This is a genomic window from Siminovitchia fordii DSM 16014 = CIP 108821 (assembly GCF_000374565.1).
GTDB classification, from domain to species: domain Bacteria; phylum Bacillota; class Bacilli; order Bacillales; family Bacillaceae_C; genus Siminovitchia; species Siminovitchia fordii.
The window spans coordinates 306432-331698 of record NZ_KB894685.1 but is presented as its reverse complement, the minus strand read 5'-3'; the positions used below and the strand labels follow the sequence as shown (position 1 = coordinate 331698).

The window sequence follows — 25267 nt, the reverse complement described above, 5'->3', positions numbered from 1 at the left end:
AAAATTCATGACTATCCAATGGTTTCCCGGCCATATGGCAAAAGCACGTCGGGAAGTGACAGAAAAATTAAAGCTTGTAGATATCGTTTTTGAGCTGGTGGATGCCCGTATCCCTATTTCATCCGCCAATCCGATGCTCCAGGAAATCATACAACAAAAACAGCGCCTGATACTTCTCAACAAGTCAGACATGGCAGATCCGGTGTTGACAAAGCAGTGGATCAGCCGATTCTCGGCAGAGGGGAATAAAGCGCTTGCGATCAATTCCCAGTCAGGAAGAGGGTTGAACGAAATTGTTAAAGCGGCAGAAGAGCTGCTGAAAGAGAAAAGGGATCGCCGGAAAGCTAAGGGCTTGAAGCCAAGAGCTATCCGGGCGATGATTATCGGCATCCCTAATGTTGGCAAGTCCACTCTGATCAACCGACTGGCCAAGAAAAACATTGCTAAAACCGGCAACACGCCTGGAGTTACGAGAGGCCAGCAATGGATCAAAGTTGGAAAAGACCTTGAACTCCTCGACACTCCTGGGATATTATGGCCGAAGTTTGAAGACCAGGAAATAGGGTATAAGCTTGCCTTGACCGGCGCTATCAAGGATTCCCTTTTAAATATGCAGGATATCGCGGTTTTTGCCTTGCGATTCCTTGAAACCAACTATCCGGAATTGGTGAAAAAAAGGTATCAACTTGAAGTCATTCCTGAAGATATAGTGGATTTATTTGATCAGATCGGAAAACTTCGCGGATGCCTGACTTCCGGTGGTGAAGTGGACTATGAAAAGACGGCAGAGACAGTCATCATGGATGTACGAGCACAGAAACTTGGCAATATTACCTTCGATGTTCCGAGTGATACATTTGAATGAGACCTGCGAGAGTCTTTATTTTAAGTAGGAAATAAGTTTTCTAATCTAATTTAATCTTCAGGCGCAAAGATCAAGCCCAATTAAACATAGTTCAGGATGAATGTGTTTCTGCGGCACAGCTATTTGTGAAGGCTTTGGTCCTCCTCTTCACAAAGCTGCCTGAAGAAGTTTAAACAAGAAATCAGCAGATTTTCTGTTGCAGCCGTGTAACTGCTTCCTCGACATTCACCTTGAACTTCTCTTTTCTATTTGGGGAGACGAGTCCCAGTGTTAACTTGACAGGCACTTCGCTCCTTCAACTACTATATTCACTTACATATTATGATTCTGGTCCTTAAAATTCAGTTGTTAAACGGGACATTCCTACTTCAGGGTTTTCGAAAGCGAAGCGCATTTCGAATTTTTTCTTTTTATATTAAGCTATACTGACAGTAGCTTTGAATGGCAGATTGATATTGGCTTTTATTGAATTTACATAAAAAGTACAATCATAACTTTTTAGATTGAAAGGTGAAAGGAACCGGATGAAAAATCAGACCATCGCACAGATTAAGGAAGCTTTGACAGGAATAAAAAACGAAGATGACCCTTTTTTTGAGGAATTACAGTCAGATTCCAGAAAAGGTGTACAAATTCTTTTAAATAAATGGAAAGCTGAAAGGGAGAAGGAACGTAAGGAACATGATCGGTACATCCGGATGTCGGTTCATGAGAGGCGTCTAAGTAAACAGGGATTCAAGTCGATCAGTGGAATTGATGAGGCAGGACGCGGCCCTTTGGCAGGGCCGGTTGTTGCTGCCGCTGTCATTTTGAATCAAGACAGCTGTATTTATGGTTTGGATGATTCAAAAAAATTGAGTGCAGCTAAGCGGACAGAACTTTTCGATCGGATCCATGAAAAAGCAGAGGCAATAGGCGTAGGCATTATACCTGCAGAGGAGATTGACCAGCTCAATATCTACCAGGCCGTAAAAAAAGCGATGAAACAGGCTGTCAGCGAACTTGCCGTACAGCCGGATTTTTTGATTTTAGATGCTATGAAAATTGAAGCCCCATATCCTCAGGAATCGATTATAAAAGGCGACGCGAATAGTATTTCCATCGCTGCAGCCTCAATCATTGCAAAAGTCACCCGTGACCGCATCATGGAAGAATACGACCGGGAATATCCGGGGTATGGATTTGGAATACATAAAGGCTATGGAACGAAAGCCCATATGGATTCATTAAAGAAGCTCGGGCCTTGCCCGATTCACCGCCAATCTTTTACTCCCGTCAAGGCGGCTATGATTCAATCATGAAGGGGGGATCGTCCTGGATATTCACGCATTAACCCATGAATTGTTTCAAACTCTGAGTATGGAGCAAAATCGTCCGCTCACACTGAGAAAAGGACAAATATTTTTTGCTAAAGTACATAAAATCTTTCCGAACCAGCATGCTGAGATACAGCTCGGGGCCCACAAGCTGATTGCCAAGCTTGAAGCTCCACTGGAAAGCGGAAAAGGCTACTTTCTTCAGGTCGAGTCAGGGGAAGGGGAACCCCGGCTGAAATTGATTGCAACAAGGCAGGAGGGCCAGCCCTCATTCACGAAGCAATTGTCCCTTCCAAACGAAAAAGGCTACCGTGCCCTAGCTGAATTTTTTACAAAGGAATCCATTAGCATGACGCATGAGCAGATTCATAAGGCTGGGAAGTGGGTCGGGGCAGAAACAGATAAAAAACTCGCATTGGAAGTCATTAAATTGATGAGCAATAGGGGGATGCCCTTTTCGGACAATGTGTTCAAGGCGCTAATTGCCGCAGGGAATAAGTATCCCTTAACTGATCTTATTTCTTCCCTCCTTACAGCTCTTGTTTCTGAAAATACTCCAGATTCAACAGCGCTGCGGATTGCCAATTATATTGAAGCATTGGGCATAGAGTTGGCCCAAAAACGGATAACTGCAGCGCCGGATGTAATACAAGGAAAACAAGCGATGGAGAAAATAAAGTACATCATAAAGCAATTGGGAATGTTCAGTGAGCATTCACTCGTACATAACAAAAATGCAGACGGGACAGAGTCCCTTAAATCCCTGCTTATTCAATATTTGGGCCAGACGGACGCAAAGACGAATTCCGTCGCCAGGCAGACAGCGGAGCACTTGCTTAACAGAATGAACGGGCAGCAGCTTCTCTCCATTGATACAGGTCCAATACAGCAAATATGTTTTGACTTGCCAATTGAGCTCCATGGCCATCGTACAGATCTCTCCTTCCAGTGGGAGGGAAAGCGTAAGAAGGATGGGAAAGTTGATCCGGATTATTGCAGGATTATTTTTTATCTAAATTTACTAAATCTGGGAAATACGGTAGTTGACGTGAAAATCCAAAATCGGATTACCAATATTACGGTCATTAATGAATCTGCGACAGTCAAAAACCTTGCTGCTGTGCTTATTCCTGAATTGGAGGAAAAGTTAAAAGAGAATGATTATGAGTTGTCAGCAGTTCATTTTAAACAGCCTTTTCGTAAGGTAAACAGACAATTACAGAAAATCAGTACTTTTCCGTACTCAGGAGTTGATATTCAAATATGAGCAGTAACCGTGACCATTTGAATTCAAATGAAGCCGTAGCACTTGGAGGTCTGATGGAAGATGGAAGCCCGCCTGTTATTCTTGCAAAAGGGAAAGGGAGCACCGCAGAAAAAATACTGGAAGCTGCAAAACAAAACGGAATACCGATCCAACAAGATCCTGCACTCGTTGAAATGCTGGGACAACTGGATCTAAATGAGGCGATACCGGAGGAGCTTTTTGAAGCTGTCTCGGAAGTTTTTGCATTTATATATAGGCTTGATCGGAAAATGGCTGATAGCAAAACTGGCCAACCGTAAAAAGTGGACTTCCTGACGTCATTTTAATACAATAAACACGCAATCTATTTTTTCGTAGTAACGATAGGAGGACGGAAAATGAATATCCATGAATACCAGGGTAAAGAAATCCTTAGAAAATACGGAGTATCTGTACCTAATGGAACAGTTGCTTTCACCGTGGACGAAGCAGTGGAAGCTGCAAAAGGACTTGGTTCTGATGTCACTGTTGTAAAAGCTCAGATTCATGCCGGGGGCCGCGGAAAAGCAGGCGGGGTAAAAGTGGCAAAAAACTTGGATGAAGTCCGTACATATGCTGAGGAAATTCTCGGAAAAACCCTTGTTACGCATCAGACAGGACCTGAAGGCAAAGAAGTAAAGCGTCTGCTGATTGAAGAAGGATGCGATATCAAGAAGGAATATTATGTCGGGCTTGTAGTGGACAGAAGCACTGACAGAGTCGTTTTGATGGCTTCTGAAGAAGGCGGTACTGAAATTGAGGAAGTTGCAGAGAAGACACCGGAAAAGATCTTCAAAGAAGTTGTTGATCCACTCGTTGGATTAACCGGTTTTCAAGCACGCAGAATTGCTTTTAATATCAATATTCCTAATGAACTGGTCGGAAAAGCTGCCAAATTCATGATCAGCCTTTATAACGCCTTCGTAGACAACGATTGTTCAATCGCGGAAATTAACCCTCTTGTTGTTACGGGAGATGGAAATGTTCTTGCGCTTGATGCGAAATTAAATTTCGATGATAACGCTTTATTTAAACATAAGGATATCCTGGAATATCGTGACCTGGATGAAGAAGATGCAAAAGAAATTGAAGCATCTAAATATGATTTGAGCTACATCGCCTTGGACGGAAATATCGGATGTATGGTCAATGGTGCAGGTCTTGCCATGTCAACAATGGATATCATTAAGTATTATGGAGGAGAGCCCGCAAACTTCCTTGATGTTGGGGGCGGAGCAACAGCGGAAAAAGTGACGGAAGCTTTTAAAATCATCCTTTCTGATGAAGCGGTCAAAGGCATATTTGTTAATATTTTCGGCGGCATCATGAAGTGCGATGTCATTGCGTCCGGAGTAGTCGAAGCCGTTCACCAGGTTGGACTTGAAGTTCCTTTAGTTGTCAGACTGGAAGGAACAAATGTGGACAAAGGCAAAGAAATCCTCAACGAATCCGGATTAAATATCACGGCTGCGGATTCCATGGCGGACGGTGCGCAGAAGATTGTTGAATTGGTCAAGTGAAAAAAATCTGGGCAAATGCTTTCGGAATCAATCTTTAATCAAAGATCATTTGAAAGGCAGGGAAAATCATGAGTGTTTTTGTCAATAAAGACACAAAAGTAATTGTACAGGGAATTACAGGCTCAACAGCCCTTTTTCATACAGAACAGATGCTTGAATATGGGACAAAAATTGTCGGTGGTGTAACACCCGGCAAAGGCGGCCAAGAAGTGGCAGGTGTTCCGGTTTTCAATACGGTGGAAGATGCTGTAAAAGAGACAGGAGCGAATGCTTCAGTCATTTACGTTCCGGCACCCTTTGCAGCAGATGCCATCATGGAGGCGGTCGATGCTGAGTTGGATCTGGCTATTTGTATTACAGAACATATTCCGGTAATGGATATGGTGAAAGTTGTCCGCTATATGGAAGGCAAGAAGACAAGACTTGTCGGCCCTAACTGTCCTGGGGTTATCACTCCTGAGGAATGTAAGATCGGAATCATGCCTGGTTATATTCACAAAAAGGGCCATGTTGGAGTTGTCTCCCGCTCAGGTACATTGACATATGAAGCCGTTCATCAGCTTTCTGAAGCAGGTATTGGCCAGTCAACGGCAGTTGGGATCGGAGGGGACCCTGTAAACGGCACAAACTTCATTGATGTTTTAAAAGCATTTAATGATGATCATGAAACTGAAGCTGTTATCATGATTGGTGAAATCGGAGGAACAGCGGAAGAGGAAGCTGCTCAGTGGGTAAAAGCGAACATGACCAAGCCGGTAGTAGGATTTATTGGCGGAAGGACGGCACCTCCAGGAAAGCGTATGGGACATGCCGGAGCCATTATCTCGGGCGGAAAAGGAACTGCGGACGAAAAAATCCGTGTCATGAATGAATGTGGGATCAAAGTTGCCGATACTCCTGCCGTAATTGGTGAAACATTGATCGGAGTCCTAAAGGATAAGGGATTATACGATAAATGTAAGACGCATTGATTAAACATCCGGGAAGCCTCATGAAAGAGGCTTCCCTTTCAAAAATAATAAAGGAAGTGATCCGCATTTTTAATGAAAGGCTCCTTCATTTGATCCATTGTCCTCAGCTAGGGAGCGCAGCTATCCGAAATCTTCTTAAATATGACCCCTCTCTTTCAAACCTTTATTCTTTCCCTTCCTCTGAACTCCAGCAACTCCTTAAATTGAACAACTCTTGTATGAGGAAATTCTACCATGACTTCCAAAGGATCGATATCAACAAAATGGTTGAAAAATACCATGACTGTGGAATCTCGATTATTACTTTCAGAGACCAGGAATATCCGGAAATGCTCAAAGAGATTTATGATCCACCACTTGCCCTTTTTACTATAGGGGATCATTTGCTTTTAAAAAAACAATCGATTGCTGTAGTCGGAGCAAGGAAAGCTGGAACTTATGCTAAAAAAGCTATTGATCTGCTCCTTGAGCCCCTTCTGGAAAGTGGCTTTGCCATTGTCAGTGGGCTTGCCAAAGGCACAGACGCTTTTGCTCACGAGCAAACGATACGGCTTGGCGGAAAGACAATCGGCGTCCTAGGTGGCGGTTTCTTCCATTTATATCCGCAGGAGAATAAGGGTCTGGCTGAAAAGATGAAAAAAGATCACTTAATTGTATCGGAATATCCCCCGATCTGGCGACCGCAAAAATGGCATTTTCCCCAGAGAAACCGCATAATAAGCGGATTGGCAAAAGGCACCGTCATCGTACAGGCAAAATCAAGGAGTGGATCACTTATCACTGCCGACTTTGCCTTAGAAGAAGGAAGAGAAGTTTTCGCTGTTCCGGGACCGATAGATGCGCCGCTCTCGGAAGGGGCAAACCGCCTGATACAACAGGGTGCAAAGTTAGTAACTTCGGGTCATGATATATTAGAAGAACTGTATGTCGAATAAGTTATTTTATCTCTAAAAATCAAAAAAACTTGCAATTTTGTAGAAAGTGGGATAGATTCATCAAAAGAAGCTTGGAACAGGTGCTTAAGCTTTTCTCGTTGTTAAAGAAAGCATAAAATTCCACAACTGTGGATAATATTTCCTTGTCTAGCTCCAGCGCTCAGCGACTAGCAAACTTCGCGCCTCCTCCTACGATAAGTCAACATCGGCTCATGCTTCGCCGTGTTTCCTTTATCTCGTCGGAGGCGCTCCAGTTTGTACGTCGCTAAACGAGCGCTTACGCTTTTCTTGTGGCCTGTTCTATTTCTTTCGTTGACAAACATACGATACACATATAAGATTTATTCTGATTTATTGAATTTACCTCTGGGGAGGATTTTTGCATGTCGGATTACTTGGTGATTGTGGAATCGCCTGCAAAGGCGAAGACCATTGAACGATATTTAGGAAAGAAATATAAAGTAAAAGCATCCATGGGGCATGTCCGGGATTTGCCGAAAAGTCAAACGGGTGTAGATGTTAACAATAATTATGAACCAAAATATATTACAATTAGGGGAAAAGGTCCTGTCCTTAAAGAATTAAGAACAGCTGCGAAGAAGGCGAAAAAAGTGTATCTGGCTGCTGACCCCGATAGAGAGGGAGAAGCAATTGCCTGGCATTTGGCACATAGTCTTGACGTAGACATTCATTCGAACTGCCGTGTCATTTTCAATGAAATTACAAAAGATGCAATCAAAGAATCCTTCAAACACCCCCGTCCCATTAATATGGATCTAGTGGACGCGCAGCAGGCAAGGAGGATATTGGACAGGCTTGTAGGATATAATATCAGCCCGCTGCTATGGAAAAAAGTGAAAAGAGGATTAAGCGCCGGCAGGGTACAGTCAGTGGCAGTCCGGCTCATCATAGACAGGGAAAACGAAATCAAAAATTTTATTCCTGAAGAATACTGGTCAATTGAAGGACTGTTTAAAAAAGGGAAAGACCAATTCCAAGCAGCTTTTTATGGCGTAAATGGGAAAAAGCTTAAACTACAATCCGAAGATGATGTTAAAGAAGTGCTTGGAAAAATAGATGGCAGCAGCTTCATTGTTCAATCCGTGACGAAAAAAGAAAGAAGGAGAAATCCCGCTCGTCCGTTTACAACGTCTTCACTTCAACAGGAAGCTGCGAGAAAACTTAATTTTCGAGCTAAGAAAACAATGATGCTTGCGCAGCAGCTATATGAAGGGATCGACTTGGGAAAAGAAGGTACAGTCGGTCTCATTACCTATATGCGAACGGATTCCACAAGGATTTCCGATATCGCAGTGAAGGAAGCTTCTGAATATATTACAGAACAATATGGAAAAGAATATTTGGCAACCGGTTCACGCAAAGAAAAAAAGCAGGCGAATACTCAGGATGCACATGAAGCGATCCGCCCAACTAGTACTATGAGACAACCGAGTGATGTTAAACCTTTCTTAAGCCGTGATCAGTTGAGATTGTACAGATTAATTTGGGAGCGTTTCGTTGCAAGCCAAATGGCTCCTGCCGTCATGGATACGATGACTGTCGACCTGAAAAACGGCGATGTCATTTTCCGTGCGAATGGTTCTCAAATAAAGTTCCCGGGTTTTATGAAGGTGTACGTAGAAGGTACGGATGATCAATTGGAAGAAAAAGAAAACGTGCTCCCTTCATTTGACGAAGGTGAAAAAGTGGCATCTGATAAACTGACTCCAAAACAACACTTTACTCAGCCGCCTCCAAGATATACAGAAGCGAGGCTAGTCAAAACATTAGAGGAACTTGGTATTGGAAGGCCCTCGACATTTGCTCCTACTCTGGATACGATTCAAAGACGGGGTTATGTTGCATTGGATAACAAACGATTTGTACCAACAGAACTCGGTGAGATTGTTACAGAACTAATGATGGAGTTTTTTCCAGAAGTACTTGATGTTGAATTTACAGCAAAAATGGAAACGAACCTGGATGAAATTGAAGAAGGGCATGTCGCCTGGGTCAAAATTATAGATGAATTTTACAAAAAATTTGAAGTGAACTTGAAAAAAGCGGAAATTGAAATGAAAGAAGTTGAAATCAAGGATGAATATGCCGGGGAAGACTGCGAGCAATGCGGAAATCCTATGGTTATCAAAATGGGGCGATTCGGCAAATTCATGGCATGCAGCAATTTCCCTGATTGCAGAAACACAAAGCCCATTGTGAAAGAAATTGGCGTAAAATGTCCGAAATGTAAAGAAGGAAATGTCATTGAGCGAAAAAGCAAGAAAAAGCGCATCTTTTACGGATGTGATCGTTATCCCGAATGTGACTTCCTATCCTGGGATAAGCCGATCAACCGTCCATGTCCGAAATGCGATGGACTCCTTGTTGAAAAAAAGCTGAAAAAAGGAAAGCAGGTCCAATGTGTCAATTGCGACTACAAGGAGGAAACCCAACAATAAAGGTGAGTGCATCTTGCACTCACCTTTTACTGGTCTATAAGCGATAATTTGCCATATAAAGGTAACTATGCCAAATTTAATTGCGATGGTGAGGTCACAAACCGCTTCCCTGTGGTGACTGAAATACTGCCTCCTCGGGACCCGTCTTGTGCTTGTCGAGGCCGATCGAGGCGCTTCCGCTTTTCTTTTGTCCAGCTGCAGGCGGCAGGAGCTCGAGGTCGCTTCGGTCACTCCAATGAAGTCAAAAGACGACTTCCCTGGAGTTTCCTCCAGCGCTTGTCGCCTCTAAGCAGCCGCCTTCCGCTTTTCTTATAATGCGCATTGTTTTTATTTGTAACGTATTTAGGGTAAAATGCTATAGGGATTGAGGAGAAAAATTGTGAAAGATTGATCATATACTGGAGGTTACATACATGCAATCAGTAAATATCATAGGAGCGGGTTTAGCAGGGAGTGAAGCGGCATGGCAGCTTGCAATGCGGGGAATCCGGGTTGATTTATATGAAATGAGGCCTGTCAAACAAACACCTGCCCATCATACAGACAAATTTGCCGAACTGGTTTGCTCCAACTCATTACGGGCAAATTCCCTTACGAATGCGGTCGGTGTCCTAAAAGAAGAGATGAGAGTGATGGACTCCCTCATCATCCAAGCTGCTGATCAATCATCCGTTCCAGCAGGCGGAGCCCTTGCAGTTGACAGGCACGACTTTGCCGGATATGTCACGGGAAAAATCCGTAATCATCCACTCATTACAGTTCATAATGAGGAAATTACTGATATTCCTCCGGGTATTACAATCATAGCAACAGGACCGCTGACAAGCGATAGTCTGTCTAAAAAGCTTCAGGAGCTTACAGGGGAAGACCAGTTGTATTTTTATGATGCTGCTGCACCTATTATTGAAAAAGAAAGCATAGATATGGATAAAGTTTACTTGAAATCACGCTATGACAAAGGGGAAGCAGCTTACCTGAACTGTCCGATGAACGAAGAAGAATTCAATCGTTTTTATGATGCTTTAATCAATGCAGAAACAGTTCCCCTTAAAGAATTTGAAAAAGAAATATTTTTTGAAGGGTGCATGCCAATTGAAGTGATGGCACAAAGAGGAAAGAAAACAATGCTTTTTGGCCCTTTAAAACCAGTGGGATTGGAAGATCCGAAAACCGGAAAAATTCCTTATGCTGTTGTCCAGCTCCGGCAGGACGATGCTGCAGGTACACTGTATAATATAGTAGGGTTCCAAACCCATCTCAAATGGGGACCGCAAAAAGAAGTGTTAAGGCTGATTCCGGGACTGGAAGAGGTTGAAATAGTCCGTTATGGTGTTATGCACCGCAATACGTTTATCAATTCGCCAAAGGTCCTCAACCGAACATATCAATTTAAAGAAAGGCCCGATTTGTTTTTTGCAGGGCAGATGACCGGAGTTGAAGGCTATGTGGAATCTGCAGCCAGCGGTTTGGCTGCGGGTTTGAATGCTGCGTTATTGGCACAGGGAAAGGAACCGGTAGTTTTTCCGGAAGAAACAATGATTGGAAGTCTTGCCCGCTATATTACATCAACCGGCTCTAAAACTTTCCAGCCGATGAATATTAATTTCGGATTGCTGCCTGAATTGCCTCAAAGGATTAAAAACAAAAAAATGAAGAATGAGAAATATGCGGAACGGGCATTAAACACAATTCAAAACTTTGTGAAAAATGTTTAATTTCCTTTGCACAGAAAAATGAATTGTGATAATATTTAGAAGGCTTGAAAGTCGGGGTGGAGAGATGAAAGAAAACTTAGCTTTAGCTATGAACCGTTTTTTGGAATACTTGCAGATTGAAAAAAACTATTCATCCTACACAGTCGAATTTTACAAAAAAGATATTGAGCATTTCAGTTTGTTCATGCAAGAGCAAAGTATTGCAACGTTTAATGATGTGAAATATTTCGATGCCCGCCTCTATGTGTCTTCATTGTATGAACGACATTATGCAAGGACAAGTGCTGCCAGGAAAATCTCAAGCCTGCGAAGCTTTTTCAAGTTTTTGCTAAGAGAAAAGATAGTGGATGAAAATCCTTTTATATTGGTGATCCAGCCCAAAAAGGGAGTAAGGCTCCCGAGTTTCCTCTACGAAGAAGAGATGGAACAATTATTCAGCTCCTGTGATGATAGAACTCCGCTGGGGAAACGAAACCTTGCGCTCATGGAGTTGCTGTATGCTACTGGCATCAGGGTAAGTGAGTGTGCAAATATCCAGCTGGATGATGTGGATTTTGACTTGTCAACGATACTTGTAAAAGGAAAAGGCAAAAGGGAAAGGTATGTCCCTTTTGGTATTTTTGCTTCTCAAGCACTGGAATCCTACATAAATGGTGCAAGAAGCTTGCTGTTTGATCGCTCGGACCACCGAAATCTTTTTGTGAATGCCAGAGGGGGGCCATTAACTGCAAGGGGAATCCGCCATGTCCTCAATGAAGTAATGAAAAAGGCATCCTTGTCAGGAAAAATCCATCCCCATATGTTTCGGCACAGCTTTGCGACTCATATGCTCAATAATGGGGCGGATATGCGAACGGTCCAAGAATTATTGGGACATACGCACCTGTCATCGACACAGGTTTATACACACGTGACAAAGGAACATTTAAGGAAAACATATATAAACAGTCATCCGCGGGCTTGATAGTAAGGAGGTAAACGATGGATAAATTCCATGCAACGACAATTTTTGCCGTCCATCATAAGGGTAAAAGCGCCATGGCCGGCGATGGACAAGTGACATTTGGTAATGCGGTAGTTATGAAACATACTGCACGCAAGGTCCGTAAATTATTCAATGGAAAAGTATTGGCTGGGTTTGCAGGATCGGTGGCTGATGCCTTTACTTTATTTGAGAAATTTGAAGGAAAGCTCGAGGAATTCAATGGAAATCTCCCCCGGGCTGCAGTTGAACTGGCGAAGGAATGGCGGAGTGATAAAGTTTTAAGAAAGCTTGAAGCCATGCTGATTGTCATGGATGACACGGATTTACTACTCATTTCCGGTACCGGAGAGGTTATTGAACCTGATGATGGGATTTTAGCTATAGGTTCAGGCGGCAATTATGCTCTTGCTGCGGGCAGAGCCTTGAAAAATTATGCTTCTGATCATTTAACTGCGAAGGAAATGGCCAAAGCGGCCTTGGAAATAGCTGCAGACATTTGCGTCTACACAAATCGACAAATAATTGTCGAAGAATTGTAACACATGTCGACGCTGCAATACGTTACTGTAAAAGGGAGGGACTATTTTGACAGTCGTTAACAAAGGAGCTGGCATGACTCCTAGGCAAATTGTTGAAAAGCTCAATCAATATATCATTGGTCAGAATGATGCAAAGCGGGCGGTCGCGGTGGCTCTCCGCAACCGTTACCGAAGGGGCCTTTTAAGCGAAGAACTTAGAGATGAGATCATTCCAAAAAACATCTTGATGATGGGCCCAACCGGCGTGGGGAAAACAGAAATTGCCCGCCGTTTGGCCAAGATGGTCGGCGCACCTTTTGTAAAAGTGGAGGCGACCAAGTTTACAGAAGTGGGGTATGTGGGACGCGATGTCGAATCAATGGTCAGGGATCTGGCCGAGACATCAATCAGGATTGTTAAAGAAGAGAAAATGCAGGAAGTGAAGGGGCGTGCGGAGATTCAGGCGAACCGCCGTCTTGTAGAACTGCTTGTACCTAAAAAAAAGAAATCGGAAAACTTTAAAAACCCATTTGAAATGATCTTTGGCGGGAGCCAGCAGTCCGAAAGCTCCTCATCTCAGGATGAACAGGAAGAACTGAGCATCCGCGAAAAGAGAAGGATCATTGAAGAGAAACTTGCCAATGGAGAACTTGAAAACGAGATCGTTCAGGTGGAAGTTGAAGAACAGCAACCTTCCATGTTCGATTTGTTCCAAGGATCCGGCATGGAGCAGATGGGTATGAATATGCAGGATGCATTAAGCAGCCTGATGCCCAAAAAGCTCAAGAAACGCAAGCTTCCTGTCAAGGAGGCCAGAAAAGTACTGACAAATGATGAAGCCCAAAAGCTAATCGACATGGATGAAGTGACACAGATGGCGATTTTTAGGGCCGAACAAACAGGGATCATCTTTATTGATGAGATTGATAAAATCGCCAGCAAAAGCCAGTCTTCCTCTGCAGATGTCTCGAGAGAAGGCGTTCAGCGGGATATCCTGCCGATTGTCGAAGGATCAACTGTAGTCACCAAATATGGTCCGGTCAAAACAGATTACATTTTATTTATTGCTGCCGGAGCTTTCCATATGGCTAAGCCCTCGGATTTGATTCCGGAACTTCAAGGTCGGTTTCCGATTCGGGTTGAGCTCGAAAAGCTTACGGTAGAAGACTTTCACAAAATATTGACTGAACCAGATAATGCACTGATCAAACAATATTCAGCATTATTGGAAACAGAGGGTATACAAATAGAATTTTCTGACGATGCTATTAACAGACTTGCAGAGATCGCTTTTGATGTGAACCAGAATACGGATAATATCGGGGCGAGACGCCTGCATACAATTATGGAAAAACTGCTTGAAGATTTGTCGTTCGAAGCTCCGGATGTCACGATGGAAAAGGTGGAAATTACCGCTCAGTACGTTGACCAAAAACTTTCAGCAATTTCAAAAGACAAAGATTTGAGCCAGTTTATTTTATAGTAAATGTGTCATAATAGTTGTAAGATTGGAATAATTTAGGAGGAGAAACAATGGAATTATTAACAAGGACTAGAACGATTAATGCAATGCTGCAAAAAGCTGCAGGAAAACCGGTGAATTTTAAGGAAATGGCTGAAACATTGTCAGATGTCATTGATGCCAATATTTATGTATTGAGCAGGAGAGGCAAGGTGCTCGGATATTCTGTCCGCCAGCAGATTGAAAACGACAGAATGAAATCTATTCTTGAAGAACGGCAATTCCCGGAAGATTATACAAAAAGCCTATTTAATATTTCCGAAACATCTTCAAATCTCGATGTGAACAGTGAATACACTGCCTTCCCTGTGGAAAGCAAAGATTTATTCGCAAACGGTCTGACAACAATCGTACCGATCATCGGCGGAGGAGAAAGACTCGGGACATTGCTTTTGGCAAGACTTGAGCAGGAATTTGATAATGATGATCTGATTCTTGCTGAATATGGAGCAACAGTTGTCGGAATGGAGATTCTTCGTGAAAAAGCCGAAGAAATCGAAGAGGAAGCACGCAGTAAAGCGGTTGTCCAGATGGCTATCAGCTCCCTTTCGTACAGTGAACTAGAAGCTATCGAGCATATTTTTGAAGAGCTCAATGGAACAGAGGGGCTGCTTGTAGCTTCCAAAATTGCCGACAGGGTAGGAATTACACGATCCGTCATCGTTAACGCGCTCAGAAAATTGGAAAGTGCCGGTGTTATCGAATCCCGTTCACTTGGAATGAAGGGTACTTATATCAAAGTGTTAAACTCTAAGTTTCTTGTCGAATTAGAGAAATTGAAATCCAACTAAATATAAAAGCAAAAAAAGAACGTTCGAAGTCATTCGGGCGTTTTTTTTTATTTTGCAAATGGGACTAAAGAATCAAATTTCGAGTTTTTCATCGAAAATTCACCAAGATTTACTCACCACGTATAGACGCAATATGACAAAAAGATTACAATAGTGGATAGTTTAGGAAAAAGAAGAAAAAAATTGGCAGGTGTTTAATTTGAATCTCTTTTCCGGAAGCTTTCAAACAATAGAACGTTCTATGGATTATTCTGCATTAAAGCATGAAGTGACAGCCCAGAATATCGCCAATGCCGATACGCCTAATTACAAAGGGAAGAAAGTGAGCTTTGGCAAAGTGTTAGATGAGGCGGTTTCTGCTGCAAAATTGCAGATGACTGATCCGCGGCATATCAACGGCCAGAGGCAGAAAAACCCTGCTATTAAGTTATCGGACAGGCGGGTTCAATACGGGCACAATGGTAATAATGTCGATATTGATAAAGAAATGTCCGACCTTGCTTCTAATCAGATTTATTACAGCATTTTATCAGAAAGATTGAGCGGGAAATTCAATTCATTACAAAATGTCATAAAGGGAGGAAAGTAGTAGTGACAATGTTCTATTCAATGGGAATTTCTTCCTCTGCATTGACTGCCCAACGTCTGAGGTTGGATGTCATCTCCTCTAATATGGCAAATGTCGACACGACGAGGGAAAAGCTTGTTGACGGTGAATGGCAGCCTTATAGACGAAAAATGGTTGTAATGCAGCCGAACGAAAATTCATTTTCTTCAGCCCTAAATAAAGCAATGGGCTCTCCTTCCGGAAACAAAAGTTCGGCAGGAGTAAAGGTGACCAGGATTGTGGAAGACCAGACGCCTTTTAAATCTGTTTATGATCCGGAACATCCTGATGCGGATGAAAATGGATATGTTTATCAATCAAATGTAGATCCGCTTCGTGAAATGGTGGATATGATCAGTGCCACAAGGTCATACGAAGCAAATGTCACAGTATTCAATGCGACAAAGTCGATGTTGATGAAGTCACTGGATATTGGAAAGTAATCAAGAAGGAGGCGGAGAATGATGCAAATCAATCCTATGATCTCTCATTTGCCATCTACAGCGTCAATAAATAAGAAACAGCCAGGGATTGAAAATTTTAATAAAACGAATAATTTCGGTGATTACTTAAAAAATGCAATCCAGGATGTAAATAAACTTCAAATTCAATCGGACAAGGCAACATCAATGTTTGCAGAAGGAAAGAAAATAGACTTGCATGACGTGATGATTGCCGGCCAAAAAGCATCCATATCCATGCAGGCAGCGCTCGAAATCAGAAACAAGGCTGTTGAGGCATACCAGGAAGTTATGCGAATGCAAGTGTAACCAGAATGTTAAGGGGATTATCGATGAAAGACTTACTGTTTAAGCGTTTTTCAAATTTGAAAGAGTTTTGGATACAAAGAACAAAAAAACAAAAGATCGTATTTGTTTCATCGGCAATGATTTTACTTTTATTCATTATCATTTTAACGGTCCTATTAACCCATAAGACAATGGTCCCTCTTTATACAAACTTGTCTCCGTCCGAGACTGGTGCCATCAAAGAAGAGCTCGATGCAAGGGGAGTGAAGTCCGAAATAACGGAGAACGGTACTACTATAAGAGTACCCGAGGGAAATGCGGAAAGCTTGATGGTTGAACTTGCAGCAGAGGGTATCCCTAAATCCGGGAATATCGATTACTCTTTCTTTAGTGAGAACGCTGGTTTCGGCATGACAGATAATGAATTCAATGTATTAAAGCTCGATGCTACACAGAACGAACTGGCCACTCTCATTAAAAGTATTGATGGGGTAGAAGACGCAAATGTAATGATCACAATGCCTGAAAAAAGTGTTTTTGTGAAAGAGAACAACGAAGAAGCATCAGCATCAATCGTTTTACATACAAAGCCTGGCCATGAATTTAATGAGAAGCAAATTAAATCACTGTATCACCTTGTTTCAAAAAGTGTACCTAATTTGCCGACAGACAATATTGTCATCAGAAACCAGTATCTAGAGTATTTCGACTTGAATGATAGTTCTTATGCTGATAATGGCATTGATCAGCAAATGAAAATAAAGGAGCGCCTTGAAAGGGATATTCAGCGTCAGGTGCAACAAATGCTTGGAACCTTGATGGGCCACGACAAAGTTATGACTTCCGTTACAGCGGATGTAGATTTCACCCAGGAAAACAGGGAAGAGAATCTTGTTACTCCAGTGGATGAAGAAAATATGCGTGGAATTGCCATCAGTGCCCAAAGGATCACGGAAACATTTTCTGGTGACGAAGCTCAGGCAGGCGGTATACCGCAAGGCGGCGACCCAGCTGACAGTGGAGCAAGCCAATATCTGGAAGGAAACGGTAATTCAGGTGACTATGAACGTTCCGAAGAAACCCTGAACTATGAAGTAAACAAAGTGCGCAAAGAAATCGTGGAAAGCCCTTATAAAATCCGTGACTTGGGAATTCAAGTCATGGTTGAGCCGCCGGACTCGGAAGAACCTGCTTCCTTTCCGGAAGAGCGAAGGGAAGATATCCGTCAGCTGCTGTCGACTATTGTAAAAACATCCATTGACAAGGAAAGCGGTACGGACATATCTGATGCGGCTATTGACGAAAAGGTTGTTGTAACAGTACAGCCATTTAACGGAAACATGGATCGTGCGGAAGATTCATCTAAAGGTTTGCCATGGTGGGGTTACGTTGTTGGAGGAATTCTACTTGCGATCATAGCTGTTCTCCTTTTCCTCTGGACAAGAACAAGAACACGGAAAGCGGAAGAGTTGGAAGAATTGACTGCAATTCCTGCAGAAGAGCCTGAGGCACCTGCGCAGCCGACACAGGAGGAACTGGCAGCCCAGAAAGCGGCGGAGAACCGCGAGCAACTTGAAGAATTAGCCAAGGAGAATCCGGAACAGTTTGCCAGCCTGTTGAGAACATGGATTGCTGAGGAAGAGGAGGAGATATAAAGAATGGAAAAGAAACAAAAAATGTCAGCCATTCAAAAGGCAGCAGTGCTTCTCATCTCTCTTGGTCCCGATACCGCTTCAAAAATCTATAAACAATTGACGGAAAAAGAAGTAGAAAAACTTACGATGGAAATTTCAAGTCTCAGGAATGTGACCCCGGAAAGAAAAGACAAAGTGGTCAATGAATTTCACCATATTGCCCTAGCACAGAAGTACATCACACAGGGTGGTTTAGATTATGCCAAAGTGGTGTTGGAGAAGGCATTTGGTTATGAAGAGGCAACGAAAATGCTGAAAAGGCTCAATGCTTCCTTGCAAGTCCGTCCATTTGACTTCGCCAAAAGAGCCGATGCAGGACAAATTTTACATTTTATCCAAAATGAACATCCGCAGACGATTGCACTTGTCCTATCATATTTGGATCCGGAAAAAGCAGGACAAATTTTGTCTGAACTTCCGAATGACACACAGGCAGATATAGCCAGGAGGATCGCCGTGATGGATGGAACTTCTCCGGATGTTATCCGTGAAGTTGAAGAAATTCTTAAAAGAAAGTTATCAGCTACTGTTACAGATGACTATTCCCAAAGCGGTGGGATTGAATCGATTGTCCAAGTGCTTCAAGGGGTCGACCGGGCAACCGAAAAAACTATACTTGATACACTTGGAATCCAAGATCCCGGTCTTGCGGAGGACATCAGAGAAAGAATGTTTGTATTCGAAGATATTGTCATTTTGGATAACCTTTCGATTCAGCGTGTGATCAGGGAATGTGACAGTGATGACTTGATGCTTGCGCTCAGGGTTGCAAGTGATGAAGTGAAGGAAACAATCTTCAAGAACATGTCCACCCGGATGGCGGTGACTTTGCAAGAGGAAATCGAATTGATGGGACCTGTACGTTTGCGCGAAATCGAAGAAGCTCAGTCAAATATTGTGGCCATTATCCGCCGCTTGGAAGATGCGGGCGAAATCATTCTTGCCCGTGGAGGAGATGAAATCATTGTCTAACATCATCAAGCTCCAAACGGACCGGATTTTGACCGGCTCAAAGGTCATCAAACCACGGATGGTCGAAAGGCCTGCCTGCGAACAGGATGCTGTAGATCCTTTAGTTGAAGCAAAAGTCAATGAACTCATAATGACGGCGGAGGCAAAGGCTAAAGATACTATAGAGAAAGCCCTTCAAGAAGCGGAACAGCTAAGGAATGACCTTCAAGAGGAAAAGAACCTCTGGGAAGCGGAAAAAAAGCAACTGTCGGAGGAAGCGTGGAGCGAGGGCTATCAAAAGGGGCTAGAAGAAGGAAGGACGGCAGGGGAACAGGAGTATAAAAGTTTGATAGATACGGCCATCGGTACAATCGATAGCGCCAAAGCGGACACTAAAGGATACATTGTACAGGCGGAACGGACCATCCTGGACCTGGCAATGGCAAGTGCGGAATCCATCTTGGAATCCGCCATTTCTGAAGAGCCTGAAAAGTTTATCGGGGTTGTAAAAAAAGCTTTGAATGAATTGAAGAATGAAAAACAAATAGAGATCTACGTACACCCTACCAAATTCCAATTGCTTGTTTCATCCAGAAATGTGCTGGAATCTGTTTTTCCTCGAGAGGTGCAATGTTATATTTATCCAAATGAGGAAATAAATGAAAATGGCTGTGTCGTTGAATGTGAAACGATCAGAATTGAATCCGGCATCGACAGCCAATTGTCCGAGTTGAAAGAAAGGCTTGCGGAGCTTCTTACCGCTGAACAACTAGAATGAAAGCACAGGAGCTTCTACCATATATAAAAAATATCAACCCACTTAAAAAGTACGGGAAGGTTGTCAAGGTTGTCGGCCTGATGATTGAGTCATTCGGACCCGAGAGTTCCATCGGGGATGTCTGCATTATACATACTGGCACTTCAGCAAACGCCCGTACTGTTATGGCCGAAGTTGTAGGTTTTAAAGGGAAGCATCTGATTTTAATGCCTTATACTAATTTGCTGGATGTATCTCCAGGAAGCCTCGTTGAAACTACTGGAAAACCTTTGGAAGTACACGTCGGTCCCGAAATGGTCGGTAAGGTTGTGGATTCACTTGGACATCCGATGGATAAATCTGCCATTCCCCGGGGAATGACTGCTGTACAAATAGATTGCGATCCGCCGAACCCGTTGACAAGGCCCCCTATCGCCGAGCAGCTTGAAGTGGGTGTACGGGCTATTGACAGCATGCTAACGGTTGGAAATGGACAGCGGATGGGAATTTTTGCAGGAAGTGGTGTAGGAAAGAGTACGCTGCTTGGAATGATTGCCCGAAATACGATGGCGGATATTAATGTCATTGCCCTGATCGGTGAACGAGGTAGGGAAGTTAAAGAATTCTTGGAAAACGATCTTGGGCCTGAGGGGTTGAAAAAGTCGATCATTGTGGCATCTACCTCAGACCAACCGGCACTCATGAGAATCAAAGGGGCTTTTACAGCGACAGCGATAGCTGAATATTTCAGAGATTTAGGCTGCAATGTGAATCTTTTGATGGATTCAGTTACAAGGGTTGCCATGAGTCAGAGAGAAGTGGGCTTGGCTGTCGGCGAGCCGCCTGCCACAAGAGGTTATACCCCTTCCGTTTTCGCACTGCTGCCCCGCCTTCTTGAAAGGACAGGGACAAGCCCGCGAGGGTCGATCACTGCATTCTATACTGTACTCGTGGACGGTGATGATATGAATGAGCCGATTGCGGATACTGTAAGGGGAATTTTGGACGGGCACATTGTACTTGACCGCACCTTGGCAAACAAGGGCCATTATCCTGCGATCAATGTGTTAAACAGTGTCAGCAGGCTCATGAACCAGCTTGCCGCCCCCAAACATCTGACAGCTGCCAATACGATTCGGAATCTCTTAAGTACGTACGTGAATGCTGAAGACCTGATCAATATAGGCGCATATAAAAAAGGTGCATCGAAAGAAATAGATGAAGCGATTGATTATCAGCCGGAAATCATAAAGTTTTTACAGCAAGGGACGAATGAACAGGCAACGAAGGAAGAAAGTATCCAATCGTTGATCAATTTGGCAGAAACGGGTGAGTTTCGTTGAAGTTTGATTATAAATTCCAGCATATTTTGACGCTCAAAGAGAGAGAAAAGGAAGAGACCTATTCGCTTTACGAAGAGTCGGTCCGTCAATTTGAGCAGGCTGCCAAAAAATTATATGAACTGCTAAAGAAAAAAGAAGTCCTGGAACAATTTCAATCAGAGAAGCTGGAAATAGGCTTTTCTATTCAAAAGATCAGGCACCATCAACTGTTCATCAACAATCTTGAAGAAACGATCCACTATTGGCAGAAACAGGTCATGGCAACTCGGAATGAGATGCAATATTGGGAAGAGAAGCTTCTTGAAAGCAATATCGAAGTAAAAAAATACGAGAAAATAAAGGAAAAAAGCTATGCGTATTTTCAACAGTTGATTAATGCGGATGAAAATAATCGAATGGATGAAATAGCAGCCATCCAATTTCAACATCGAAAAGGAAATTAGGTGACAAGGTGGGTAGTACTGCAGAAACACAAAAAGAGAATAAGAAATCCAGCCTTTTTCAAAAACTTCTAATATGGGCTGTCATCCCTCTTTTGCTCATATTGTTCCTCACCTTACTGACTGCTACCATAACCGGTGTGAATGTATATGAAAAAGCTAAGGAAATCGGAGGGAAAATCCCTGTGGTATCCTCTGTTCTTGGAAGCAAAGAAACAGTGAGCATTGATGAGCACAATGAGGCGATTGTCAAGCTTGAAGCACAAATTGAGGAAAAAAATGCGAAAATTAGCCGTTTAGAAAGAAAAGTGGAAGAAAAAGAGTCCGAAGTTGATTCCCTGACTCAAGATAAAAAAAGACTGGAAACAACCATGGAAGAAAAAAGTCAGGTGGAGAACGAAGGCAAACGGGGTATGAAAGAAATCGTTGCAGTATATGAAACGATGATGCCCAAACGGGCAGCTTCCATCATTGTGGAAATGAAGGATGAAGAAGCTGTCAATATTTTATCAAACCTGGGTCCCGAACCACTTGCAAGAATTATGGAAAAGATGCCTCCTGAAAAAGCAGCGGCATATACCCAGATGCTTGCTGTGAGGACAAGTGAAGGGAGGTGAGTCAGAGTGAAGGTCCCCATTTTTGAAGCTGCTCCCAATTTTACAACGGTGAAGCAGTCCGAAAGGGTGAACGGACAAGGTAATGGATTGTTCGGCGAGATTCTGAATTTGAAACTGCAAAACCATCAGGCAGAACCCGAAATGGATGGAGACGAAACGGCAGAAGGAAATAAAGACCTGATGCATCTGTTATCGAGTGTTTTAGATGTATTACAAGATTTACAAGAAAAAGAGGGAAATGAACTGGATGAAGTGCAACAGGAATTATTGCAGAAGTCGATTGATTTGCTGGAAAGCATTGATGATGCCGAATTCCTGAAAACAGAGGCAGTTTTGAAGCCGGTTTTGGAAAAGTTCGTTTTGTCCTTTGGACAGCTCGATTCTGGTGCAGAAAAAATAGATACTGAAAAACTTTCAGCATTTTTAAAAGACCTAACGGAATCTATTAGATTTACTTCCCAAAAGAGAGAAGGGTTTCATTTTGAAGAAACTAACCAGACCCCTTTAAAGCACAATTTGTATGTCTGTTCAGACATGTTGCGGAATAATGGTGATCATCATGCAGCGAAAGCCATTAAAGGACAGTTTATCAGCGATCCGGAAAACACAGAAGCAGAAAACGCAAAACCGTTGTCTACCCGATTAGAAACTGCTAATACAACAAAAGAAGATTCCGCCCGGATGACGACGTTGACGAAGGTGACAGAAAATAGAGGTACGATTACGGAGAATATCCCATCTAAGGCTGATACAACTTCCGGTCAGGCATCAAATGTAAACAGAAACGATACGGAAGAGGTAATTGTAAGGCTTACTGAAACAAGCTCCAATGAGAGGAAGGGAAGAGAGTTAATCAGGCAATTTACAAATATTCTTCAAAAATCTCATTTTAGCCAAGGAGTTCAGATGAAAAGTATGACACTCCGTTTGTATCCCGAACATCTCGGTTCACTCAGGATAGAACTGACGCAACAGAACGGAACCATGATTGCACGCATTTTGGCATCGAGCAATATGGCAAAAGATATACTTGACTCGCAGATTCACCAACTAAGGCATGCTTTCATACAGCAGAATATCCAGGTGGACAAGGTGGATATTTCCTACCAGGAAGGACTCGATAAATACAGTAGCCAAGGTCAAAGAAATGAAGACCAGGAAGAGTCTGGAGCAGATCAAAGTTCTGACAAAGAAGCTTTTAACGGGGACAAAGATGAGGAAGAGTTCTCGAAATTTCTCCAAAAGGTTTTATTTGAAATGGAAGTGTAGGTGACGAAGAATGCCAAACACGATTGGAAGTGATTACTTTCTTCCGACAGAAACAGTGAAAAGGGAGACGTCAAATAACGATTCACTGGGAAAAGATGCTTTTTTAAAAATTTTGTTCGCACAACTTCAAAACCAAGATCCGCTAAGTCCAATGGACGACAAGGAATTTATCGGACAGATGGCCACTTTCTCTTCCCTGGAGCAATTAACTAACATGAATCAGACAATGGAAAAATTTGTGGAGAGTGCTTCACAGGCGAATCTTATCGCCTTCAGTGAATTCGTTGGAAAAGAAGTAACATGGCATCAAATAATAGAAAATGATGATCCCTTGGAAGATCCTGAAATACTTGAAGGGAAAGGTATCGTCAGTTCTGTACAATTTTTGGGTGATTCGGTAAAAATCATTTTGGAAGATGGCAAGGAGCTGATGCCAGCGAACATATCGGAAATACATAATGAAAATGGCGAAAGCCCGCTAGTCAAAGCGAGCCATCTGATCGGAAAAAAAGTATTGTGGATGGATGGTGAGCAGGAAAAGTCCGGTTTTGTCAAATCCGTGACATCCAAAGGCGGCATCATTTCGGTCATATTGGAAGATGGGGCAGTGATTGAATCCCGAAAACTTATAAAAATTGAATAAGGGAGCTGGTCACTTTTGAATACCTGTATCCATCCTTTTCAAATCCATTTGAATACAAATGCCGCAAGAAACGAGCCTTCGAAGCAAAAGGTTGAAGGAAGTTCCTTTTCAAATGAGCTAATGCAGGCAATAGAAAAAGCTGGCCATTTGAAAATCAGCAAGCATGCAAGGGCAAGGATGGAACAAAGAAATATCGATATCAGCCCGGCAAAATGGCAGCAGATTGAAGAGAAAATAAGAGAAGCAAAGGTCAAGGGTGTCAAGGAACCTCTCGTACTATTGAACAATGCCGCTTTGGTCATCAGTGCAGTAAACAACACAGTCATCACAATGATGGCGAGGCATGAAGCAAACGGCCAGATATTCAACAATATCGATGGAACGATCATAGTAGACTAGGAAAAACGGCTGGACCTTAAAAAGGAAGCCGAAAAGCCGCCGATTGACTGAAGCGGCAAACAAGAAGGGGGAAATGGGAACATGCTACGTTCTATGTACTCAGGAATAAGCGGAATGAAGAACTTCCAGACCAAACTGGACGTCATTGGAAACAACATTGCTAACGTCAACACATACGGGTTCAAAAAAGGCCGTGTGACATTCAAGGACATGGTTAGCCAAACAATCTCGGGGGCGAGCGCAGGGGATGGAGCCCGCGGTGGTGTAAATCCTAAGCAAGTCGGTCTTGGTTCACAGCTTGCATCTATTGATACGGTTGATACTCAGGGGAGCCTTCAGACAACCGGTAGAGTGCTAGATCTAGGTATTCAAGGTGATGGCTATCTGATAGTTGAAGATGTAAGTGGTATGGCCAAATATACTAGAGCAGGAAACTTATTCTTTGATAATAATGGCTACCTTGTAACTGCTTCTGGCGACATTGTTCAGGGGTATAATGCTGATGGTCAACTTGAAGGGATTCGGATAGAGGATCCGGAAACAATCTCTAATCTGAGTATTGGCGAGGATGGAGTAATCTCTTATAAAAAAGGTGAGGATTCCAATTCTGACTGGACGATTGCCGTTGCCAGATTCCCGAATAACGGCGGGCTGGAAAAGGTAGGAGAAAATTATTACATTCATACAAATGCGGCTGGAGCAGTTGCAAATGGAAGACCCACTGAAGGCGGAGCCGGCAAACTCGTATCTGGAACCCTTGAAATGTCCAATGTAGATCTTTCTGAGGAGTTCACAGAAATGATTGTAACCCAACGCGGGTTTCAGGCAAATACGAGAATTATTACAACTTCTGATGAAATTCTGCAGGAGCTTGTCAATTTAAAACGATAGGTAAGGGAGGGACAGGACCGGGCAT

General features: G+C 42.9%; 26 protein-coding genes. All 26 read left to right on the top strand.

Annotation, left to right across the window (positions count from 1 at the left end):
• Nucleotides 1-7 precede the first annotated feature (7 nt).
• The 26 genes from ylqF (at nt 8) to flgG (ending at nt 25242) form a co-directional block, all read left to right on the top strand.
• Nucleotides 8-865 carry a ribosome biogenesis GTPase YlqF gene (gene ylqF / locus C509_RS0101655; protein WP_018705158.1) on the top strand — a complete coding sequence of 286 codons (858 nt, stop codon included), beginning with the start codon at nt 8-10 and terminating at the stop codon, nt 863-865.
• A 524-nt stretch (nt 866-1389) separates the two neighbouring features.
• On the top strand, nt 1390-2166 hold the full coding sequence (locus C509_RS0101650; RefSeq protein WP_018705157.1) for a ribonuclease HII: 777 nt from the start codon (nt 1390-1392) through the stop codon (nt 2164-2166).
• 40 nt (nt 2167-2206) lie between these two features.
• Complete coding sequence (locus C509_RS0101645; RefSeq protein WP_018705156.1) at nt 2207-3448, top strand: hypothetical protein; 1242 nt, start codon at nt 2207-2209, stop codon at nt 3446-3448.
• Nucleotides 3445-3747 carry an EscU/YscU/HrcU family type III secretion system export apparatus switch protein gene (locus C509_RS0101640; RefSeq protein ID WP_018705155.1) on the top strand — a complete coding sequence of 101 codons (303 nt, stop codon included), beginning with the start codon at nt 3445-3447 and terminating at the stop codon, nt 3745-3747. Before C509_RS0101645 ends, C509_RS0101640 begins: the two co-directional genes overlap by 4 nt.
• 78 nt (nt 3748-3825) lie before the next feature.
• Nucleotides 3826-4986: an ADP-forming succinate--CoA ligase subunit beta gene (sucC, locus tag C509_RS0101635; RefSeq protein ID WP_018705154.1), complete on the top strand. Its 1161-nt coding sequence runs from the start codon at nt 3826-3828 to the stop codon at nt 4984-4986.
• Nucleotides 4987-5054: 68 nt separating this feature from the next.
• A complete protein-coding gene (gene sucD / locus C509_RS0101630; protein WP_018705153.1) occupies nt 5055-5957 on the top strand; it encodes a succinate--CoA ligase subunit alpha in 903 nt (300 codons plus the stop codon).
• A 218-nt stretch (nt 5958-6175) separates the two neighbouring features.
• The gene (gene dprA / locus C509_RS0101625) at nt 6176-6892 is read left to right on the top strand and encodes a DNA-processing protein DprA (protein ID WP_306419630.1); all 717 of its coding nucleotides are present in this window, start codon (nt 6176-6178) and stop codon (nt 6890-6892) included.
• A gap of 383 nt (nt 6893-7275) precedes the next feature.
• Nucleotides 7276-9351 (top strand): type I DNA topoisomerase, encoded by a 2076-nt coding sequence (gene topA / locus C509_RS0101620; RefSeq protein ID WP_018705151.1) that lies wholly within the window; start codon nt 7276-7278, stop codon nt 9349-9351.
• Between the two features lie 413 nt (nt 9352-9764).
• A complete protein-coding gene (gene trmFO / locus C509_RS0101615) occupies nt 9765-11066 on the top strand; it encodes an FADH(2)-oxidizing methylenetetrahydrofolate--tRNA-(uracil(54)-C(5))-methyltransferase TrmFO (RefSeq protein ID WP_018705150.1) in 1302 nt (433 codons plus the stop codon).
• Nucleotides 11067-11130: 64 nt separating this feature from the next.
• Nucleotides 11131-12030: a tyrosine recombinase XerC gene (xerC, locus tag C509_RS0101610; protein ID WP_018705149.1), complete on the top strand. Its 900-nt coding sequence runs from the start codon at nt 11131-11133 to the stop codon at nt 12028-12030.
• Between the two features lie 17 nt (nt 12031-12047).
• Nucleotides 12048-12590: an ATP-dependent protease subunit HslV gene (hslV, locus tag C509_RS0101605; protein WP_018705148.1), complete on the top strand. Its 543-nt coding sequence runs from the start codon at nt 12048-12050 to the stop codon at nt 12588-12590.
• A 73-nt stretch (nt 12591-12663) separates the two neighbouring features.
• Nucleotides 12664-14052, top strand: coding sequence for an ATP-dependent protease ATPase subunit HslU (hslU, locus tag C509_RS0101600; RefSeq protein WP_033369676.1), 1389 nt, complete (start codon nt 12664-12666; stop codon nt 14050-14052).
• A 50-nt stretch (nt 14053-14102) separates the two neighbouring features.
• Nucleotides 14103-14882, top strand: coding sequence for a GTP-sensing pleiotropic transcriptional regulator CodY (codY, locus tag C509_RS0101595; protein WP_018705146.1), 780 nt, complete (start codon nt 14103-14105; stop codon nt 14880-14882).
• 199 nt (nt 14883-15081) lie between these two features.
• Nucleotides 15082-15471, top strand: coding sequence for a flagellar basal body rod protein FlgB (gene flgB / locus C509_RS0101590; RefSeq protein ID WP_018705145.1), 390 nt, complete (start codon nt 15082-15084; stop codon nt 15469-15471).
• Between the two features lie 8 nt (nt 15472-15479).
• Nucleotides 15480-15932 (top strand): flagellar basal body rod protein FlgC, encoded by a 453-nt coding sequence (gene flgC / locus C509_RS0101585; RefSeq protein WP_033369674.1) that lies wholly within the window; start codon nt 15480-15482, stop codon nt 15930-15932.
• A gap of 18 nt (nt 15933-15950) precedes the next feature.
• Nucleotides 15951-16259 carry a flagellar hook-basal body complex protein FliE gene (gene fliE, locus C509_RS0101580; protein WP_018705143.1) on the top strand — a complete coding sequence of 103 codons (309 nt, stop codon included), beginning with the start codon at nt 15951-15953 and terminating at the stop codon, nt 16257-16259.
• Between the two features lie 23 nt (nt 16260-16282).
• Nucleotides 16283-17893: a flagellar basal-body MS-ring/collar protein FliF gene (gene fliF, locus C509_RS0101575; protein ID WP_018705142.1), complete on the top strand. Its 1611-nt coding sequence runs from the start codon at nt 16283-16285 to the stop codon at nt 17891-17893.
• 3 nt (nt 17894-17896) lie between these two features.
• Nucleotides 17897-18904, top strand: coding sequence for a flagellar motor switch protein FliG (gene fliG / locus C509_RS0101570; RefSeq protein ID WP_018705141.1), 1008 nt, complete (start codon nt 17897-17899; stop codon nt 18902-18904).
• Nucleotides 18897-19661, top strand: coding sequence for a flagellar assembly protein FliH (gene fliH, locus C509_RS0101565; RefSeq protein ID WP_018705140.1), 765 nt, complete (start codon nt 18897-18899; stop codon nt 19659-19661). The genes fliG and fliH overlap by 8 nt, the downstream gene beginning before the upstream one ends.
• Nucleotides 19658-20983 carry a flagellar protein export ATPase FliI gene (gene fliI / locus C509_RS0101560; protein ID WP_018705139.1) on the top strand — a complete coding sequence of 442 codons (1326 nt, stop codon included), beginning with the start codon at nt 19658-19660 and terminating at the stop codon, nt 20981-20983. The genes fliH and fliI overlap by 4 nt, the downstream gene beginning before the upstream one ends.
• Nucleotides 20980-21426 carry a flagellar export protein FliJ gene (gene fliJ, locus C509_RS0101555; protein WP_018705138.1) on the top strand — a complete coding sequence of 149 codons (447 nt, stop codon included), beginning with the start codon at nt 20980-20982 and terminating at the stop codon, nt 21424-21426. The genes fliI and fliJ overlap by 4 nt, the downstream gene beginning before the upstream one ends.
• A gap of 8 nt (nt 21427-21434) precedes the next feature.
• Complete coding sequence (locus tag C509_RS0101550) at nt 21435-22040, top strand: MotE family protein (RefSeq protein ID WP_018705137.1); 606 nt, start codon at nt 21435-21437, stop codon at nt 22038-22040.
• 6 nt (nt 22041-22046) lie between these two features.
• Complete coding sequence (locus C509_RS0101545; RefSeq protein WP_018705136.1) at nt 22047-23309, top strand: flagellar hook-length control protein FliK; 1263 nt, start codon at nt 22047-22049, stop codon at nt 23307-23309.
• A gap of 10 nt (nt 23310-23319) precedes the next feature.
• Complete coding sequence (flgD, locus tag C509_RS0101540) at nt 23320-23952, top strand: flagellar hook assembly protein FlgD (protein WP_018705135.1); 633 nt, start codon at nt 23320-23322, stop codon at nt 23950-23952.
• Nucleotides 23953-23967: 15 nt separating this feature from the next.
• Entirely contained in the window at nt 23968-24351 is a 384-nt protein-coding gene (locus C509_RS0101535) for a TIGR02530 family flagellar biosynthesis protein (protein WP_018705134.1), read from the top strand.
• Nucleotides 24352-24432: 81 nt separating this feature from the next.
• On the top strand, nt 24433-25242 hold the full coding sequence (gene flgG / locus C509_RS0101530) for a flagellar basal body rod protein FlgG (protein WP_018705133.1): 810 nt from the start codon (nt 24433-24435) through the stop codon (nt 25240-25242).
• Nucleotides 25243-25267 lie beyond the last annotated feature (25 nt).